At 64.4% G+C, this 18776-nt stretch carries 19 protein-coding genes; 11 read left to right on the top strand and 8 right to left on the bottom strand.

Annotated features, from left to right (window positions below; translation table 11 throughout):
- Positions 1-111 precede the first annotated feature (111 nt).
- Positions 112-1944 (bottom strand): PHA/PHB synthase family protein, encoded by a 1833-nt coding sequence (locus N5A92_RS11840; RefSeq protein WP_260902856.1) that lies wholly within the window; start codon positions 1942-1944, stop codon positions 112-114.
- Between the two features lie 75 nt (positions 1945-2019).
- Between N5A92_RS11840 and N5A92_RS11835 the strand changes: the two genes are divergently transcribed.
- From N5A92_RS11835 to recJ, 5 genes are all read left to right on the top strand, one after another.
- The gene (locus N5A92_RS11835; protein WP_260902853.1) at positions 2020-2412 is read left to right on the top strand and encodes a hypothetical protein; all 393 of its coding nucleotides are present in this window, start codon (positions 2020-2022) and stop codon (positions 2410-2412) included.
- Positions 2413-2515: 103 nt separating this feature from the next.
- Positions 2516-3733, top strand: a complete 1218-nt coding sequence (locus tag N5A92_RS11830; protein WP_260902852.1) for an LL-diaminopimelate aminotransferase — start codon at positions 2516-2518, stop codon at positions 3731-3733.
- A gap of 45 nt (positions 3734-3778) precedes the next feature.
- Positions 3779-5089 (top strand): homoserine dehydrogenase, encoded by a 1311-nt coding sequence (locus tag N5A92_RS11825; RefSeq protein WP_260902850.1) that lies wholly within the window; start codon positions 3779-3781, stop codon positions 5087-5089.
- A gap of 181 nt (positions 5090-5270) precedes the next feature.
- Entirely contained in the window at positions 5271-6248 is a 978-nt protein-coding gene (glpX, locus tag N5A92_RS11820; RefSeq protein WP_425248575.1) for a class II fructose-bisphosphatase, read from the top strand.
- A gap of 59 nt (positions 6249-6307) precedes the next feature.
- On the top strand, positions 6308-8089 hold the full coding sequence (recJ, locus tag N5A92_RS11815; protein ID WP_260902846.1) for a single-stranded-DNA-specific exonuclease RecJ: 1782 nt from the start codon (positions 6308-6310) through the stop codon (positions 8087-8089).
- 2 nt (positions 8090-8091) lie between these two features.
- Here recJ and N5A92_RS11810 read toward each other — a convergent pair whose 3' ends face one another.
- The 3 genes from N5A92_RS11810 to folE all read right to left on the bottom strand — a co-directional run bounded on the left by N5A92_RS11810 (position 8092) and on the right by folE (position 10264).
- Entirely contained in the window at positions 8092-9075 is a 984-nt protein-coding gene (locus N5A92_RS11810) for a patatin-like phospholipase family protein (RefSeq protein WP_260902845.1), read from the bottom strand.
- A gap of 106 nt (positions 9076-9181) precedes the next feature.
- A complete protein-coding gene (gene hisI / locus N5A92_RS11805) occupies positions 9182-9595 on the bottom strand; it encodes a phosphoribosyl-AMP cyclohydrolase (protein ID WP_260902844.1) in 414 nt (137 codons plus the stop codon).
- 3 nt (positions 9596-9598) lie between these two features.
- On the bottom strand, positions 9599-10264 hold the full coding sequence (gene folE, locus N5A92_RS11800; RefSeq protein ID WP_260902842.1) for a GTP cyclohydrolase I FolE: 666 nt from the start codon (positions 10262-10264) through the stop codon (positions 9599-9601).
- A gap of 241 nt (positions 10265-10505) precedes the next feature.
- On the opposite strand from folE, the gene N5A92_RS11795 reads away from it, so the two are divergent.
- The 4 genes from N5A92_RS11795 to thrS all read left to right on the top strand — a co-directional run bounded on the left by N5A92_RS11795 (position 10506) and on the right by thrS (position 13731).
- The gene (locus tag N5A92_RS11795; RefSeq protein ID WP_260902840.1) at positions 10506-10952 is read left to right on the top strand and encodes an iron-sulfur cluster assembly scaffold protein; all 447 of its coding nucleotides are present in this window, start codon (positions 10506-10508) and stop codon (positions 10950-10952) included.
- A gap of 2 nt (positions 10953-10954) precedes the next feature.
- Positions 10955-11299: a membrane protein insertion efficiency factor YidD gene (yidD, locus tag N5A92_RS11790; protein ID WP_260902838.1), complete on the top strand. Its 345-nt coding sequence runs from the start codon at positions 10955-10957 to the stop codon at positions 11297-11299.
- A gap of 93 nt (positions 11300-11392) precedes the next feature.
- On the top strand, positions 11393-11569 hold the full coding sequence (locus N5A92_RS11785) for a YegP family protein (RefSeq protein WP_260902835.1): 177 nt from the start codon (positions 11393-11395) through the stop codon (positions 11567-11569).
- Positions 11570-11760: 191 nt separating this feature from the next.
- Positions 11761-13731 (top strand): threonine--tRNA ligase, encoded by a 1971-nt coding sequence (thrS, locus tag N5A92_RS11780; RefSeq protein WP_260902833.1) that lies wholly within the window; start codon positions 11761-11763, stop codon positions 13729-13731.
- 33 nt (positions 13732-13764) lie between these two features.
- Here thrS and N5A92_RS11775 read toward each other — a convergent pair whose 3' ends face one another.
- Positions 13765-14724 (bottom strand): hypothetical protein, encoded by a 960-nt coding sequence (locus tag N5A92_RS11775; protein ID WP_425248568.1) that lies wholly within the window; start codon positions 14722-14724, stop codon positions 13765-13767.
- A 100-nt stretch (positions 14725-14824) separates the two neighbouring features.
- On the opposite strand from N5A92_RS11775, the gene N5A92_RS11770 reads away from it, so the two are divergent.
- The gene (locus N5A92_RS11770) at positions 14825-15409 is read left to right on the top strand and encodes a nitroreductase family protein (protein WP_260902831.1); all 585 of its coding nucleotides are present in this window, start codon (positions 14825-14827) and stop codon (positions 15407-15409) included.
- A 5-nt stretch (positions 15410-15414) separates the two neighbouring features.
- Positions 15415-16023 (top strand): flavin reductase family protein, encoded by a 609-nt coding sequence (locus tag N5A92_RS11765; protein WP_260903585.1) that lies wholly within the window; start codon positions 15415-15417, stop codon positions 16021-16023.
- A 112-nt stretch (positions 16024-16135) separates the two neighbouring features.
- Here N5A92_RS11765 and N5A92_RS11760 read toward each other — a convergent pair whose 3' ends face one another.
- The 3 genes from N5A92_RS11760 to N5A92_RS11750 form a co-directional block, all read right to left on the bottom strand.
- Complete coding sequence (locus tag N5A92_RS11760) at positions 16136-17197, bottom strand: endonuclease/exonuclease/phosphatase family protein (RefSeq protein WP_260902827.1); 1062 nt, start codon at positions 17195-17197, stop codon at positions 16136-16138.
- A gap of 156 nt (positions 17198-17353) precedes the next feature.
- Positions 17354-18229 carry an HpcH/HpaI aldolase/citrate lyase family protein gene (locus N5A92_RS11755; RefSeq protein ID WP_260902826.1) on the bottom strand — a complete coding sequence of 292 codons (876 nt, stop codon included), beginning with the start codon at positions 18227-18229 and terminating at the stop codon, positions 17354-17356.
- Complete coding sequence (locus tag N5A92_RS11750; RefSeq protein ID WP_260902821.1) at positions 18229-18681, bottom strand: MaoC family dehydratase; 453 nt, start codon at positions 18679-18681, stop codon at positions 18229-18231. The genes N5A92_RS11755 and N5A92_RS11750 overlap by 1 nt, the downstream gene beginning before the upstream one ends.
- Positions 18682-18776 lie beyond the last annotated feature (95 nt).

Here is an 18776-nt window from a genome sequence, read left to right as displayed (position 1 = left end):
CCCCCCGACGCACCCGAACAATATGCGAGTGGTAGCGAAATAGTGCTCCTTTTGCAACATGTTATGCTTAATGACGGTCGAAGCCGGTGTACTGGATACCTGCCCGCACCCTTACACCCGCGCCCGCACATACTCGCCCGGCGCCTCGCCCAGCATCTTCTTGCGCCGGTCGAGCTTGCGCGCCGGCACACGCGTGTCGTCGAGTTTTTCGATCCAGGCCTGCCAGTGAGGCCACCAGGAGCCGGCGGCGGCCTGCGCCGTCTCCAGCCATCCTTCCAGGCTTTCACCGAGCGCGCCACCGATCCAGTGCTGGTATTTGTTGAGGCCCGGTGGGTTGACGACCCCGGCGATGTGGCCAGACCCGGCCAGCACGAACTCGACCGGCCCACCGAACAGCCGGCTGCCGGTGAACACTGATTTCGCCGGCGCGATATGATCCTCGATGGTGGCGAGATTGTAGACCGGCACCTTGACCTCGGCGAGCGAAAGCCTCTTACCGCAGAGCGTTGCCCGGCCCTTAGCTAGATTGTTCTCCAAATAGCAGTTGCGCAGGTAATAGGAATGATTGGCGGCGGCCATGCGCGTCGAATCGGCGTTCCAATAGAGTAGGTCGAAGGGCAGGGGATCACGCCCGCGCAGGTAGTTGTTGACCACATAGGGCCAGATGAGATCCCGCGCCCTGAGCATGTTGAAGGCGGTGGCCATGCGGCTGCCTTCCAGATACCCCTTCTCTTTCATGGCCCGGTCTATGGCTTCCACCTGCTCTTCGTCGGCGAAGACCTTGAGATCGCCGGCATGGGTGAAGTCGACCTGAGTGGTCAGCAGCGTCGCTGAGGCGATGCGGTCGTCCGTCTCCTGCGCCATCAGGGCGAGGCTTGCCGCAAGGAGCGTCCCGCCGACGCAATAGCCGAGGACGTTGACCTGCCGTTCCCCGGTCCGCTCGGCGATTGTGTCGAGACCAAATTCGATCCCCTCGCGGAAATATTCGTCCCACCCCTTGTTGCCGTGCCGTTCGTCGGGGTTCACCCAGGAGACGACGAAGACGGTATGCCCCTGTTCCACCGCCCAGCGGATGAAGGAGCGTTCAGGATTAAGGTCGAGCACGTAGAACTTGTTGATCCACGGCGGCACGATCAACAGCGGTCGCCGCAGCACAGTCTGGCTCGCCGGCGCGTACTGGATGATCTCGGCCAGGTCGCTGCGCGCCACCACCTTGCCGGGCGTCGTCGCTAGGTTGCGGCCGAGCTCGAACTTGGAATAGTCCGACTGGCGCAGCCTGAGTTCGCCCTTTCCGGCGGCAATGTCCTCGGCCAGCATGCGCATGCCGCGCACCAGGTTCTCGCCGTCCGATTCGAACGTCTCGCGCAAAAGCTGCGGGTTGGTCATGATGAAGTTCGTCGGCGACAGTGCCTCGCTCACCTGCCGCACATAGAAGCGCGCCTTGTGGCGCGACTGCTCGTCCAGCCCCTCGGCGTTCTCCACCAGGTCCGACGCCCAGCGGCTGGTCACCAGATAGGCCTGCTTGAGAAAGTCGAAGAAGGCGTGCGTCGCCCAGTCCGGGTCCTGAAAGCGCTTATCCCCGGCCTCCGGCTCGACCGGCTCGCCCTCCGCCGGCTCGCCGCTCATGCGCCGGATGGAGTTCGCCCATATGCCCATATAGCTGGAGAACAGCCGCGTCTGTGCCTCCAGCGCGCGGGCGGGGTCCGACATCCAGTACTCGGTCAGCTTGGAGAAGGTCTTGACCATGTCGGCCAGCGGCTCGGCCATGGTATCGGGCTTTTCGCCGGCCTCGCGCGGGCGCGACCAGGCGGCCGCCGCCTTGCCGGCCTCCTCCAGCGCGCGGGCAAGGTTGAGAGCGAAACGCTCCGGATCTCTCACCGTGTAGGACTCAAGCGATGTGCCGCCGTCCGTTTCTCGCTTGTTCTGATTGCCGGACTGCACCATTCTTCAGGCTTAACCTCCTCTAGACGCCATATTGCCACATTAGCACTTAGCGTAGCGGATGATCGGAAAAACAATATGAAAGTTGGCAGCCCGCATTCCTCTTTTCTGCGCATGAGCCTCGTTGTGCTGCCATTTCTGGCCGTGCCGGCATCCTGCTCCTCGCTCGCCCTTGAGGAAGTGGCGCCGCTCCCGGCATCGCAACCCGCCGTCACCGCTCAGGCCGATGCCCCACCGCCGCGCCCGACCCAGCCCGACGGCTACCCCAACTTGAACGTTCCGGTCGAGAGGGCGTCGCCGCAGTTCGAGGCGGACGAACGGCGGCAACTCGTCGAGGAATTGACCGACCTGCGCGAAAAGCATGCGACGGGAGAGGATTCGACGCGGGCCCTCTCGGAGGCCGAGCGGCTGCGCCTCCTCGGACGCTCCCACGGCGAACGCGCGCTGGAAGGGATCGAAGCCCCGCAATAGGCTTTAAGACCACACTCCCGCCTTCCTTGCGCCGCACAAACTATCGACCGCCCCGGCGAACGGGTGTATAGGCGCGGGGTACATCTTCACCGGAAAAGGTACCATGGAAGAGTTTCACAAGGTCCGCAGGCTGCCGCCTTACGTGTTCGAGCAGGTCAACCGGCTCAAGGCCAGCGCCCGCTCGAGCGGCGCCGACATCGTCGACCTTGGCATGGGCAATCCGGACCTTCCCACTCCGCAGGCGATCGTCGACAAATTGTGCGACGTGGTGCGCGATCCGCGCACGCACCGCTACTCGGCCTCGCGCGGCATCCCCGGTCTGCGCCGGGCGCAAGCCGCCTATTACGCGCGCCGCTTCGGCGTGAAGCTCAATCCGGAGACGCAGGTCGTCGCCACGCTCGGCTCCAAGGAAGGTTTCGCCAACATGGCGCAGGCCATCACCGCGCCGGGCGACGTGGTGATGTGCCCCAACCCGACCTATCCGATCCACGCCTTCGGCTTCATCATGTCCGGCGGCGTTATCCGCTCCATGCAGGCCGAGCCCGACGACGGCTTCATTCCCGCCCTTGAGCGGGCGGTGCGCCATTCGATCCCCAAGCCCCTGGCGCTTATCCTGAATTATCCTTCCAACCCAACCGCTTGCGTGGCTTCCCTCGACTTCTACAAGGACGTCGTCGCATTCGCGCGCAAGAACGACATCATCATCCTGTCCGACCTTGCCTATGCGGAGATCTATTTCGACGGCAACCCGCCGCCCTCCGTGCTTCAGGTGCCGGGCGCGATGGACGTGGCGGTCGAGTTCACCTCCATGTCGAAGACCTTCTCCATGCCCGGCTGGCGCATGGGCTTCGCCGTCGGCAACGAGCGGCTGGTGGCAGCCCTCGCGCGCGTCAAATCCTATCTCGACTACGGTGCCTTCACGCCGATCCAGGTGGCCGCCGCCGCCGCGCTCAATTCGGACGGCGCGGAGATCGAGGAGGTGCGCTCGGTCTATCATCGCCGTCGCGACGTACTGGTGGAGGCCTTCGGCCGCGCCGGCTGGCACGTGCCGCCGCCGCCTGCCACCATGTTCGCCTGGGCGCCGATCCCCGAACCCTTCCGGCCGCTCGGCTCGCTGGAGTTCTCAAAGCTCCTGGTCGAGAAGGCGGAGGTCGCCGTCGCCCCCGGCGTCGGCTTCGGCGAGCATGGCGACGATTATGTGCGCATCGCCCTGGTGGAGAACGAGCACCGCATCCGCCAGGCCGCGCGCTCTATCAAGCGCTTCCTCGCGACCGCCGGAGAGACGCTCGACAACGTCATTCCGCTGGCCGCAAGGCGCTAATCTCTATCCATCACCTGAAAAGACAATCGGAGGAACTCGCCCGATATGGCCGAAGCCTTGCGCGTAGGAATTGCCGGTCTGGGCACCGTGGGTGCCAGTGTCGTTCGCATGCTCCAGAACAAGGCGTCGGAGCTCACGCGGCAGTGCGGCCGCCAGATCGCGCCAGTCGCCGTGTCGGCGCGCGACCGCACCCGCGACCGCGGCATCGATCTTGGCAATGCGCAGTGGTTCGACGATCCGGTGACGCTGGCGCAAAGCTCCGAGATCGAGGTGTTCGTTGAGCTGATCGGCGGCGAGGATGGCGTGGCACTCGCCTCGGTGCGCGCCGCCCTCGAGGCCGGCCGCCACGTGGTGACGGCCAACAAGGCGCTTCTGTCCAAGCACGGCGTCCAGCTCGCCGCGATCGCCGAGAAGAGGGGCGTCCTGCTCAACTATGAGGCGGCGGTCGCCGGCGGCATCCCCGTCATCAAGACCATGCGCGAGGCGCTGGCAGGCAACCATGTCAACCGCGTCTTCGGCATCATGAACGGCACCTGCAACTACATCCTCACCCGGATGGAAGCCGACGGCCTGAGCTTCGAAGACTGCCTCAAGGACGCGCAGAAGCTTGGCTATGCCGAGGCCGACCCCACCTTCGACATCGAAGGCCACGACACCGCTCACAAGCTCTCCATCCTGACGAGCCTCGCCTTCGGCTGCCGCATCTCTGCCGACGATATCTACATGGAAGGCATCTCCAACATCACCCAGGCCGACATCCGCGCAGCAAGCGAACTCGGCTACCGCATCAAGCTTCTGGGCGTGGCCCAAAAGACCGAAAGCGGCATAGAGCAGCGCGTGCACCCGACCATGGTGCCGGTAAGCTCCGTCATCGCCCAGGTGCACGGCGTCACAAACGCGGTGGCCGTCGAGACCGACATGCTGGGCGAGCTTCTGCTTACCGGTCCCGGTGCCGGCGGCGATGCCACGGCGTCCGCCGTCATCGGCGACGTCGCCGACATCGCCAAGAGCCGCCCCGGCTTCCAGCACGGCCCCGTTTTCGGCTGGCCCGCCAGGGAACTCGCCCCCTACAAGCGCGCCCGCATGCGCGCTCACGCCGGCGGCTATTTCATCCGCCTGACGGTCCATGACCGCACGGGCGTCTTCGCGGCCATCGCCAAGCGCATGGCCGACAACGACATCTCGCTCGAATCCATCGTCCAGCATGGCGATGCGAGCGAAGAGGCGCACAAGACCGTGATCCTCGTCACCCACGAGACCATGGAAGCCTCGGTGCGCAAGGCGGTCGACGGCATCACCAGGGACGGCCATCTGACGACCAAGCCGCAGGTCATCCGCATCGAACGGGCGGCCTGAGCCGCCTCTTCCCCCTCATAAAGGGGAGGGAAGATCACGTCATATTTATTCAATCGATTCAAGTTAGTAGGAAGGGCAGCACGGCTCTTGCCGTCCATCCCTCTCTTTGCCACAAGGGTTGGATGAACATCCGCGACCCGCGCGCCTGCCGCGCCCTTTCCGGAGTACAGGAATGACCTTCATGCCAAAGAACCCGCAGACCGGCCTCGACCGGATCCTCACGCTCGAGCTTGTCCGCGTCACCGAGCGCGCGGCGGTGGCCGCGGCAAGGCTGCGCGGGCGCGGCGACGAGAAAGCCGCCGACCAGGCGGCTGTCGATGCCATGCGCACGGAGCTGAACCGCCTGCCGATCTCCGGCACGGTGGTCATCGGCGAGGGCGAGCGCGACGAGGCGCCGATGCTCTATATCGGCGAGGAGGTGGGCGTGGGCGAGGGGCCCGAGGTGGACATCGCGCTCGACCCGCTCGAAGGCACCACCATCTGCGCAAAGAACCTGCCCAACGCGCTCGCCGTGATCGCCATCGCCGAGCGCGGCAGCCTGCTCTACGCGCCAGACGTCTACATGGAGAAGATCGCCGTCGGGCCCGGCTATCCCGAAGGCATCGTCGATCTCGATGCGCCGGCGACGGAGAACATCGAGAACCTGGCCAAGGCCAAGGGCGTGCCCGTTTCCGAGATCACCGCCTGCATCCTCGACCGCCCGCGCCATGCGCGCCTCGTCGAGGCCGTGCGGGCGACGGGCGCGGCGATCCGCCTGATCGGCGACGGCGACGTCGCCGGCGTCATCCACACCACCGATCCGGAGGAGACCGGCATCGACATCTACATGGGCATTGGTGGCGCTCCCGAGGGCGTTCTGGCCGCTGCCGCCTTGCGCTGCATCGGCGGCCAGATGCAGGGGCGCCTGCAGCTCAATACGGAGGAGAAGCTGGCGCGCGCCGCCAAGATGGGCATCTCCGATCCCAATAAGGTCTACCGCATGGACGAGATGGCGAGCGGCGACGTGCTCTTCGCCGCCACCGGGGTGACGGACGGCAACATGCTTGCCGGCGTGAAGTTCGGCCGCGGGGCGATCGAGACCCACACCATCGTCATGCGCTCCTCCTCACGCACGGTGCGTGAGATCAAGGCGCAACATCAGGATTTGGATAAGTTCTGAATCCCTTTCAATTCGCGCCGCCGACCGTCTATCGTCCTTCAAAGGACGGGAGATAAGGGTTGAGCGGCGAAAGGCGGTATTTTCTCGACGTCAGGAAGTCGGCGCGCGGGGTCTCGTGGGAGCATCGGCTGGATGCGCGCGGCGAGAACCTGGCGCTCGGCATGGCGCAAAGCCATGGAATGCTGGAGATCGTCGCCCGCGTTCTGGCCGGGCGCGGCGTGGGGCTGGAACAGGCGGTATCCTTTCTCGCCCCCTCGATCCGTGATCTCCTGCCCGACCCGGCATCCCTGACGGATATGGACAAGGCGGCAGAACGCATTGCCGAGGCGGCACGGCGGCGCGAGCGCGTGGCGATTTTCGGCGACTACGACGTCGACGGCGCGGCCTCCTCGGCCATGATGAAACGCTTCCTCGCCCATTACGGCGCCGAAGCCGAGATCTACATCCCCGACCGCATCTTCGAAGGATATGGTCCCAACCCTGCCGCCATGCGCGAGCTTGCCGCGCGCGCCACGCTGATCGTCACCGTCGACTGCGGCACCAACAGCGCCGAAGCCATCGCCGCGGCAGGAGAGGTAGGGGCCGATGTCGTGGTGCTCGACCACCACCAGGTGGGCGGGGTGCTCCCCGAGGCGGTTGCCATCGTCAATCCCAACCGCGAGGACGACCTTTCCGGTCAGGGGCATCTCTGCGCGGCGGGCGTGGTCTTCCTGACGCTGGTGCGTACGAGCCGCTTCCTGCGGGAGAAGCTGCCGGCCACGCCCCCCTTCGACCTGCTCATGCTGCTCGATCTCGTGGCGCTCGCCACCATCTGCGACGTGGTGCCGCTCGTCGGCGTCAACCGTGCCTTCGTCGTCAAGGGCCTTGCAGCGGCAAGGCAGATGCAGACGCCGGGACTTGCCGCGCTCGCTCGCCTGGCGCGCATCGGCGAGCCGCTCAACCCCTACCATTTCGGCTTCCTCGTCGGCCCGCGCATCAACGCCGGCGGGCGCATCGGCAATGCCGCCCTCGGCAGCAATCTTCTGGCGACATCGGACCCGAGCGAGGCGGAGACGATCGCCGCCACGCTCGACCGGCTGAACCAGGAGCGCCAGGCGATGGAGGTGGCCATGCTGGCCGAGGCGCGTGCCGAGGCCGACGCGGAACTGGCAGCCGGCGACGGGCCGGCCGTGCTGGTGACGGCGAGCGAAGGCTGGCATGCCGGCATCGTCGGTCTGATCGCCTCACGGCTGAAGGATCACGCCCGCCGGCCCACCTTCGCCATCGCCTTCGACGGCAACGGCATGGGCACCGGCTCCGGCCGCTCGATTCCCGGCTTCGATCTGGGCAAGCTGGTGCGCGAGGCTGTCTCGGAAGGGCTTTTGGTCAAGGGCGGCGGGCATGCCATGGCGGCCGGCATCACAGTGGAGCGCAAGAACCTCGGGCGCCTGCGTGCGTTCTTCGAGGAGAGGGCGGCCGCCGCCGTCACGACGCTCCGCGCCGCGGAGAGCCTGCGCATCGACGCGGCACTGTCCGCCGAGGGGGCGACCTTCGAGCTTCTCGACACGCTGGAGGCCGCCGGACCCTACGGCTCCGGCCATCCCGCGCCGATGCTGGCGCTGCCGCGCCACCGCCTTGCCGACGCCCGCATTGTCGGCAACGGCCATGTGCGGGCCGATCTGCGCACCCACTCAGGCGTACGGCTGCAGGCCATCGCTTTCCGTGCCGCCGAAAGCGAGCTGGGGGAATTCCTGCTTTCGCGTCGCGGCGCGACAATCCATCTCGCCGGCACACTAGCCGCCAATCACTGGAACGGCTCGCGCTCCGTGCAATTCCGCATCACCGATGCGGCGGGCGATTGATTTCAGGCAAGTACGCTTAGGACTCGCTGCAGTTCCGGCAGCTGAGATTTCGTTGCGTCGTAGCCCAGCTTGATGGCCTCGTCCGCGCGGTAGAACTCGGTAAGCCCGATATGGCCGAGCTTCGGCTGCAGCGACATGTCGGGCGGGTCGCCGGCCATGCGGGCCCGCGAGATGCGATCCTGGATGATGTTGAACGCCTCGACCATGACGCCGGTGATCCCCAGGCGCGACTCGCGCTGGCGCGGTCCCTTGTCCACCACCAGCGGCGTCTTCCTGCCGTTCGGCTGCTTTTCTTCCATATCCGGCAGGTCGGCCGAATGCTTGATGACCGCGGCGCGGCCGAAAAGGTCGTAGTGCAGGTTGACCGCTACCACCAGCGGCTGCTCATACGCACGGCACACGGACACCGGTACCGGGTTCACCAGCGCACCGTCGACCAGAACGCGGCCGTTGCAGACCACCGGCTCAAACACGCCGGGCAGTGCATAGGAAGCGCGCATGGCGGTGATCAACGTGCCGCTGGACAGCCACACCTCGTGGCCGGTGCGGATTTCTGCCGCTACACACACGAAAGGTTTCGACAATTCGGCGAAAGTGACGCCTTTCAGGTGCTCCTCCATGCGGCTGGTCAGCTTCATGCCGCCGAACAAGCCGCTGCCGCCGAAACTAAGGTCGAGCAGGCCGAAGATGCGCCGGCGCGTCAAAGAGCGGGCAAAATCCTCCAGCTCGTCCAGCTTGCCGGCCAGATAGCAGCCGCCGACGAGCGCGCCGATGGAGGTGCCGGCGATCATGCCGATGGGGATGCCCGCCTCATCCAGCGCCCTCAAGACGCCGATATGGGCCCAGCCACGCGCAGCACCGCCGCCCAACGCAAGCGCTATCGACGGCAGCTTCTCTTCCTGCGGAAAAGGCGCCGAAGCAAGCGGTGGAGGCGCGGCCGGCTCCAGGCCTTCCTCCTTCGCGCGATGCTGTATTCGATCGAGCATCGTCCTCTCCTCGTCCCGGCCTCTATTCTGGCGCGGGATGGTATCCAATTTATGAATATGAGCACGGCGGCGATTCGAAGCTACCCCGCCAGTAGGATGAGTAGCATCAACTTTTTGCTACGAGGACGGGACGATCGCGATCAAGACTCACATTCCTGTAGAAGCAGGAACGTCTTCCGGTGTGGCAGGTTGCACCGTCGCCTTCGACTCGCACGGTCAGATGCACGGCATCTTGATCGCAATCGGTACTTACACTTTCGACGTACTGTACGTTGCCCGACGTCTCACCCTTCTTCCACAAGGTGCCGCGCGAGCGCGACCAGTAGTGGGCGATGCCGGTCTCGAGCGTTTTGGAGAGTGCCTCGGCGTTCATATGGGCGACCATGAGCAGTGCGCCGTCCCCGGCATCGGTGACGACGGCTGTTATAAGCCCATTCGCGTCGAAGCGCGGCGTAAACGCCGCGCCTTCTTCAAGCTCATGCTTATCGGATGAGGGTTGGGAAAAAGCGATTTCCGGCATGGATCAGCCGTTCCGGCTGTCGCGGACCATCGTGACGAACCGCACCTGCTCTTCCGGCTTTTCCTTGAAGACGCCGGTGAAGGTGGAGGTGAGCGTCGTCGAACCCTGCTTCTGGATGCCGCGCATGGACATGCACATGTGCTCCGCCTCGATCATCACGGCCACGCCGCGAGGCTTCAGCACATCCTGGATCGCCGTGGCGATCTGCGCCGTCATGGCCTCCTGCGTCTGCAGGCGGCGGGCGTAGATGTCGACCGCGCGGGCGATCTTCGACAGGCCGACCACCTTGCCCTTCGGCAAGTAGGCGACGTGGGCCTTGCCGATGATCGGCACCATGTGGTGCTCGCAATGGGAATGGAAGGAGATATCCTTCACGAGCACCATGTCGTCGTAGCCCGCGACCTCCTCGAAGGTACGGCCGAGCTCCTCGACGGGAGACCGGTCATAGCCGGAGAACAGCTCCTGGTAAGACTTCACCACGCGCTCGGGCGTCTCCTTCAGCCCCTCGCGCTCAGGATCGTCACCCGCCCAGCGCAGAAGTGTGCGCACGGCGGCCTCCGCCTCCTCGCGGCTCGGCCGGTCGGTGACGGGCTTATCCAGATAGTGTTTAGTGGCCTGCTCTGCGTCCGCTTCGGGACGGGGCGGGAAGCTTTTGACAATTGCGTCCATGAGGAGGCGTCTCCCGTAGTCCCTGTCGCGCAGGGACGAGTTAAACGGTTCACAGCCTTCGCGGGTTTTCTGGGAACTGTACACAGTCCCGCCCGAAAGCGGCTCGCGGAACCGGTAGGGCAGGTATGTTCACCCCTTCTTGCCCTCAACCGGATACGATCATTATATAGTTTGTTCGGGCGCAAATGAAAGACATATGCGCGACAAGCCATGCTTGGTCTGCGCCGTCAGGCGGAAATTGATGATCGACGACGTCTATAACACGAAAATTCTTGGCTTTGCGGGCAATATCGGCCGTATCGGCCGTTTGGCGAAGCCGGATGCAAGTGCCACCGCCCATTCCAAGCTGTGCGGCTCCACCGTGACGGTCGACCTGAAGATGGCCGACGGCGTGGTGAGCGACTTTGCGCACGAGGTACGCGCCTGCGCGCTCGGTCAAGCCTCCTCCTCCATTATGGCGCAGAACGTCGTCGGCGCCAGCGCCGAGGAACTGAGAGCCGTGCGCGAGGCCATGCGGCGCATGCTGAAGGAGAACGGCGCACCGCCCGACGGTCGCTTCGCCGACCTCAAATATCTGGAGCCCGTGCGCGACTACAAGGCCCGCCACGCCTCCACCATGCTGACCTTCGACGCGGTGGTCGACTGCATAGACCAGATCGAGAAGAAGCGCGCGGAGAAGGCCGCTTAGCGTTGACTGCACCACCTGCAAGACTGTCCCGCAACTGGCAGGGCCCCTGGCCAAAGACGCCGGGACGCGTGTTCGGTACGGCTTTCGTACGCTTCTACCAACTCACCTTGTCGGGTTTTGTGGGCAATTCCTGCCGCCATTTTCCTACCTGCTCGGAATACGCCTACGAGGCGATTGCCCGCCACGGGCTCTGGTCCGGCGGCTGGCTGGGGCTTTTTCGCTTCATGCGCTGCGGGCCCGGCGGCACCCACGGGATCGATCCGGTGCCCGAGGCACTGGAATCGGAGTTGCACTGGTACACGCCGTGGCGCTTCTGGCGCGTATCGGCAAGGCGCCGGAGCGATTAAAGCTCGAAACAAGCATCTTCTTCTTGTTCCGCCCGCCCGCTGCTGGCAGATTAAGAATCGTTAAGGTCAGCAGCTTAGGAGGGATTGACCGATATGGCTCATAAGTTCGAAATTTATAAGGACAAGGCTGGCGAATATCGCGTGCGCTTCAAATACAACAGCGAGGTGATCTTCGCGACGGAAGGATACACCGCCAAGGCGAGCGCGCAGAACGCGATTGACTCGATCAAGAAAAACGGGCCGGAAGCACCGACCGAGGACATCAGCTAAGTTCGATAGGCGGAAGCCTTTAGGTTTTCGCCCTGAATCCCAGGACACCAGGAGCCGGCGCAGCGTAGCCTTTACGCGCGCCGGCTCTGCTATTATGTAGCGCGCGTGCCGCGGCATGCCCGCGTGCCATCGCCGACCATAGACCACACCACCCGCGCTCGTATGCGGGACTGGATAGAAAGGACATGAGCATGGCTGACGCCATTTCCCTTACGTTTCCCGACGGTTCATCGCGGGATTACCCCGCCGCCATCACCGGCGCCGAGCTTGCCGAATCGATCTCCAAATCGCTGGCCAAGAAGGCGGTCGCCTACGCGCTCGATGGGGAACTGCGCGATCTGGCCGACCCGGTCGGCCGCCAGGGCGGGATCGAGATCCTCACTCGCGAAGACCCGCGCACGCTGGAGCTGATCCGCCACGACGCCGCGCATGTGATGGCCGAGGCCGTGCAGGAGCTTTATCCCGGCACGCAGGTCACCATCGGCCCGGTGATCGAGAACGGTTTCTATTACGATTTCGCCCGCAACGAGCCCTTCACGCCGGATGATCTGCCGGTGATTGAGAAGAAGATGCGCGAGATCATCGCCCGCAACAAGCCCTTCACCAAGGAGGTTTGGGCGCGGAAGAAGGCAAAAGAGGTCTTCCGCGACAAGGGCGAGATGTACAAGGTCGAGTTGATTGACGCGATCCCCGAGGGCGACGACGTGAAAATCTACGCGCAGGGCGAATGGTTCGACCTGTGCCGCGGTCCGCACATGGCCTCCACGGGGCAGATCGGCAACGCCTTCAAGCTGATGAAGGTGGCCGGCGCTTATTGGCGCGGCGATTCCGACAACGCCATGCTCACCCGCATCTACGGCACCGCCTGGGCAAACCAGGAGCAGCTTGACCAGTATCTCCACATGCTGGAGGAGGCGGAAAAGCGCGATCATCGCCGGCTTGGCCGCGAGATGGACCTGTTCCACTTCCAGGAAGAGGGGCCGGGCGTCGTCTTCTGGCATTCGAAGGGCTGGCGCATGTTCCAGAACCTCGTCTCCTACATGCGCCGCCGGCTCGACGGCGAGTATGAGGAGGTCAACGCGCCGCAAGTGCTTGATTCCTCGCTTTGGCAGACTTCAGGCCACTGGGGCTGGTACAAGGAGAACATGTTCGCGGTCCGCTGCGCCGACGAGGAGGCGGAGGACCAGCGCGTCTTCGCATTGAAGCCTATGAACTGCCCCGGCCACGTGCAGATATTCAAGCACGGTCTGAAGTCTTACCGCGATCTGCCGATCCGGCTTGCCGAGTTCGGCGCCGTCCACCGCTACGAGCCATCCGGCGCGCTGCACGGACTGATGCGTGTGCGCGGCTTCACGCAAGACGACGCGCACGTCTTCTGCACGGAGGAGCAGCTTGAGGCGGAAATCCTGAAGATCAATGATCTCATGATGTCGGTCTACGAGGACTTCGGCTTCGAGAAGGTGGTGGTCAAGCTCGCGACCCGGCCCGAAAAGCGCGTGGGCACCGACGCCATGTGGGATCACGCCGAAGACATCCTGAAGCGAGCGCTCATCAAGATGGAGGCCGAGTCGGGCGGCCGAATAGAGGCCGGCATCAACGAGGGCGAGGGCACCTTCTACGGTCCCAAGTTCGAGTACACGCTGAAGGACGCCATCGGCCGCGAGTGGCAGTGCGGCACGACACAGGTGGATTTCAACCTGCCGGAGCGCTTCGGCGCCTTCTATATCGATAAGGAATCGGAAAAGAAGCAGCCGGTGATGATCCACCGCGCCATCTGCGGCTCCATGGAGCGCTTCCTCGGCATCCTCATCGAGGATTTCGCCGGCCACTTCCCACTGTGGTTCGCGCCGCTGCAGGTGGTGGTGGCTACCATCACTTCGGATGCCGACGGCTATGCAGAAGACGTGGCGCGCCGGTTGAAGGCGGCGGGGCTGCAGGTCGAGACCGACCTGCGCAACGAGAAGATCAACTACAAGGTGCGTGAGCACTCGCTTGCCAAAGTGCCGGTTATCCTCGTCTGCGGCAAGCGCGAGGCGGAGGAGGGGACGGTGAATATCCGTCGATTGGGCAGCCGCGACCAAACCTCACTGTCGCTCGGCGAAGCTGTCGCCAGCCTCGCCGAGGAGGCGACGCCGCCAGATATCCGCCGCGCGAAGAGCTGAACCGATGGCCGCCCCCGCTGCAGCGCGGGCGGCCTATTCCGTAACTTCGCTTACCCGCTCCACCAGGTCGTCGGGCAGAAGCTCTACATCCTGGTTGCGGCCGGGGGTCACGGTGAAATCGCGCTGGTAGAGGCGGTCACGGTTTTTCGCCACGATCGTGTATTCCCCTTCCGCCAGCACCATCGAGGCGAAGGCGCTGACGGTCTCGGCGACGATTTCACCCGTCTCCGAGAGGATGGACCAGGCCGTGTCGGCGATCGCCTCGCCACCCGGCTCGCGCACCAGCTTCATGGTGAGTTGTGCTGCGCGGTGCTCCACCGTCGCCTCCGTCAATTCGCCCGCCTCCACGCGGATGTCGGCGCGGATGACGGCGTTGATGGCGCCGTAGTTGGAGATGATGTGGTAGGTGCCGGCGTTGAGCCGCACCACGGCGTTGGGCCGCACATTGGGCACGATGAGCGAGCGCTCGCCTGTCGCGTCCGGCTCGTGGTCATAGACGGAGAAGCGCAGCTTTTTGGGCGGAATGCGCACACCGCCGGAAAGCACCGCGTCGAGCTTCAGTCCGCCCGCGTCGAGCACCAGGCGCTCGCTCTTCGGCTTATCGCCGACGGTGATGCGCTTCGTCGCGCCGGCGCGGCCGTAAGCGGCGTGTACGAGATAGCCGCCAGGCGGCAGCATGAAGGTGCTCGTCCCTCCCTGGGCGGTAGCCACCAGCGGCAGCGTGCCGTCCTGTCCCGGCTCCGGCGAGAACACGCGCCAGACGAGGCCGCGCGGAATGTCCTCGGTCTCCTCGGTCAACTGCGCCGAAAGGGTCACTTCTCCGGTCTCTGCCAGCGCCAGCGGTTCTGTTCGTTGCGGTGCCGCATATTCGCTCAGGCCCGGCACGCGCATATCCTCCACCGGAAATGCTTCGTCCTGGGCGGCGGCGTCGACAGCCGTCGCGGCAAGAGCTGCTGCAATAATCGTAATGAATCGCCCGGCAAAACACCTCATGGCTTGCTTTGAAGCCTAACGGGGTGGCAATTTCAAGGCTGCTGATGCCAACATACCCGCGGCTTCCACCGCGTCCCCACCCGAAATAGGAGCTCCACTTTTGAACCAGCAGGTTATCGACTTCATGCTCGCCCGCCGTTCCGCGCCCATTCACGAGCTTGCCGGCCCGGCACCCTCCGACGGCGAGGTGGAGAAAATGCTCAAGGTCGCCACGCGCGTTCCCGACCACGGGATGCTCACGCCGTGGCGCTTCATCCTTTATCGCGGCGAGGCGCGCGAGAAGGTGGGGCAGATGCTGGTAAATCTGGCCGAGGCACGCGAGGGACCGCTGAACGAGGCACGGCGCACGCAGGAGCTGACGCGCTTTTCGCGCGCGCCGCTGGTGATCGGTGTCATCTCGAGCCCCAAGGAGAGCCCCAAGATTCCCGAGTGGGAGATGTTCTTGTCAGGCGGCATGGCGGCCATGAACCTCATCCATGCGGCGGGCGCGCTCGGCTATCACGCCAACATGGTCACCAACTGGTATTCGGACGTCGAGGAAGGTCGCCGCATTCTCGGCCTTCGCCCCCGCGAGCGCGTGGTGGGCTTCGTGCATGTCGGCCGGCATCCCGGCGGCACGCCCGACAGGCCGCGCCCGGGTATCGGCGGTCTTGTCAGCGACTATGCCGGCCCCTGGGAGGGCTGATGACCATGTTCTATGAGCCGCGCAACGGCCACGGCCTCCCGCACGATCCCTTCAAGGCCATTGTTGCGCCGAGGCCCATCGGCTGGATTTCCACCCGTCGGCCGGGGGGCGAGCTCAACCTGGCGCCATATTCCTACTTCAACGCCTTCTCATCGAACCCGCATCTCGTGTGGTTCTCCTCAGAAGGCGAGAAAGACAGCGCCTCGATCGCTCGTGACACGGGCGAGTTCGCTGTCAACCTGGTAAGTCTCGCGCTTGCCGAGAAGATGAACCAGACCGCCATCGACGCGCCGCCCGGCATCAGCGAATTCGAGCTCGCCGGGCTGACGCCCGCTCCCTGCAGGCATATCGCCTGTCCGCGCGTCGCCGAGGCTGCCGCCACGCTCGAATGCAAGGTGACGGAGGTGCTGGAGCCGCGCGATCTTAAGGGAAACCACGCCGGTGTCTTCGTGGTCACCGGCGAGGTGGTGGGCGTGCACATCGACGAGGCGATGCTGACTGACGGTCTCTTCGACACCACCAAGGCACAGAATCTCGCCCGCCTCGGCTACATGGACTACACGGCGGTGACTGAAACCTTCGCCATGCGCCGCCCGCGCTGGAAGGATAGGTAGGGCGTTCTCTGGGAAACAGTCAGCGCCTCTTCGCCCCCCTATCCGGCAGGACAGAGGGGGCTGAAAGGACGCCATCCTTTCCATTGATCCCGCCCGCTGAAACCGGCACGCCTCAGCCGACATCCTCCGCGATCTCCCGCGCCTCGGTCTTGATCGGCCCGTGCTTGAACGTTGCACAGACGACGCCGTGATCGTTGGTGCCGCTCTCCTTGTGGTCGTCGAAATGGAGGTGGTCATTGCTGACCGTCATCCCGTCGAACATCCACAGGCGCCGCCTGCTGTTGTCGTAAAATTCCTCGCTCACCAGGATGTGGTCGAGCGATTCCATCATGTCCTGGTGGATGTGCGTGTAGTAGACGTCGCGCGTGCTGCGGTATTCTTGAAGCGTCTGTGCGGTGTAAAGGCTCACGTCGCCGCCGCCCCTGGAAGCGCCGACGAGATAACGCGGCTGCTCGGTCAGGATGTTCGCCGTGTTGCTCTGCTGCCCGTCATTGATGTCGCCCAGAACGATCACCGGCGAGCGCGTGCCCTTCATCACCTCCGTCAGCATGAAGCGCAACGCTGCCGCTTCCGCCGTACGGCGGATCGTGGAGATGGCTGCCCCCAGGTTTGTCTGGTGCTTCTTGTAGATCTCCTCGTTAGCCCTGAACCAGTCCTCGCGGTAGACCTTCGCCGGCGCTTTCGATTTCAAGTGGCAGACATACACGTGAACGGGCTCGTGATCCTCACGCGGGCTGATCCGAAATGCAAGAACTGGCCGTGAGAAGCTGTCGATATTCACGCCGATCTCCGGCGTCTGTGGATCGTCGCCGGAACTTTTTAGAACGAGCTTTTCCGGGAACGCCTCGATCCACTCCGCTTCCCCCGCTAAAAGACCCTTGCGGACGATCGCCGCGCAGACGATGCGGGTGCCGTTGGCGTTTTCGGGAGCCAGCAGATCGTAGTCCTCGGCCAGTCCCGAGGCCTCCAGTGCCCGGGTGATCGAATCCGCGTGCCAAAGCTCCTGGAATCCCAGGACATCCGGCCGCAGCTGCCGGATCGTGCGCTGTGTCCAGTCAATCTTGCGCGTATATTGCTCCTCCGACCAGCCATCGGCGTCCGTGTAGACGGGCAGGGCCGGTTCGTTGAGGTTGTAGAGATTGAAGGTACCGATGCTCAACCGTTTCAGGTTCATGTCACCCTCCTGCCGTCTCGCCGGCGCGGCGGCAGGATAGCAGAAGTCGCACGATACGGAGATGACAAGACAGGCAGGGGTTCGTGCTACCCTTGGCCGCTACAGAATCGGCCCGAAAATTGGAATCGATCTTTCGGAAAGCGCGATGCTCCACATCTAGCCACGTCCGGCGAGCCGCGCCCGTTCCAGGATGCGCTCGGCGCGGAGGAGATGCGGCCGGTCCACCATCTCGCCGTCGACGCTCGCCACCCCCGTCTCGCCCGCTTCCTCGAATGCGGCGACGATGCGGCTCGCCTGCGCCACCGCTTCCTCCGACGGTGTGAATGCTGCGTTGATGACCGGCACCTGCGCCGGGTGGATCGCCATCTTGGCAGTGAACCCGTCGCGCTCGGCCTCCAGGCATTCTCTGGCAAACCCCGTCTCGTCGCGGAAATTGGGGAAGACCGTATCGACGGCCGGCACGTCCGCCGCACTTGCCGAAAGCAGCGTCGTGGCGCGGGCAAGCGCGAAGACGCCGGTATAGCGCCCGTCATCGTCACGTGCCGTACGAGCCCCGATCTCCGCAGAAAGATCCTCCGCGCCCCAGGTGAGCCCGGAAAGCCGTTTGCTCGCCTGTGCGTAGGTGCCAGCCGAAAAGACCGCCTTCGCGGTCTCGGTAATGATGGGCAGGATGGCCGTCACCCCGTCCTCGATGCCGCTCTCTGCCTCGTGAACACGCAGCTTCACTGAAAGCTGCGTGACGTCCTGCCCGCCCTCGGCCTTGGGCAGCATGATGCCGGCCGGCCGCGCCGGCATGACGGCGGCAAGGTCACCGTCCATGAGCCCTGTCGACAAGGCATTTACGCGCACATAGAAAAGGGTAGGGCCGTTGCTGTTTACCGACAGGAAGTCAGCGGTGGTCCGCCGCGCCGCCTCCTTGCGCCCCGGCGCCACCGAATCCTCCAGGTCGAGGATAAGCACGTCCGCGCTCGTCAGAAGCGCCTTCTCCAGCTTCCTTTCAGAATCGCCGGGAACGAACAACAGCGAGCGCATCAGGCCGGCCTCTTGACGATCATCGCCTGGCGCAGGCAGCGGGCCACCAGCACGTCGTTCTGGTTATAGGCGCGGTGCTCGAACTCAACGATGCCGCGATCCGGCTTCGACTTCGATTCGCGCACGCTCTTCACCTCCGTCTCCACGCGCACGGTATCGCCGTGGAAGAGGGGGTGTGGGAAGGTCGTCTCCGTCATCCCCAGATTGGCGATCGTTGTGCCGAGCGTGGTGTCGTGCACGGAAATGCCGATCATCAGCCCAAGCGTGAAGAGCGAGTTGACGAGCGGTTTTCCCCACTCGGTCTTCTCCGCGAAATCGAAGTCGATGTGCAGCGGCTGCGGGTTCAGCGTCATGACGGAGAAAAGCACGTTGTCGCTCTCGGTGATCGTCTTGCGCAGCGTGTGCCTGAAGACGTGCCCGGGCTCGAAATCCTCCAGATAAAGTCCCGCCATCTCTCTTCTCCCGGCTTCCGACCCGCTTTTGATAGGCGCCGGCAGGCCGGCCCGCAAGGCGCGCATTATGGTAAACCATTCCTATACGAATTGCC

Origin of the sequence: Chelativorans salis, assembly GCF_025336525.1 — a bacterium.
GTDB classification, from domain to species: Bacteria; Pseudomonadota; Alphaproteobacteria; order Rhizobiales; family Rhizobiaceae; genus Chelativorans; species Chelativorans salis.
Note: the sequence above shows the minus strand (reverse complement) of the source record. Positions and strands in the feature narration are given on the sequence as shown.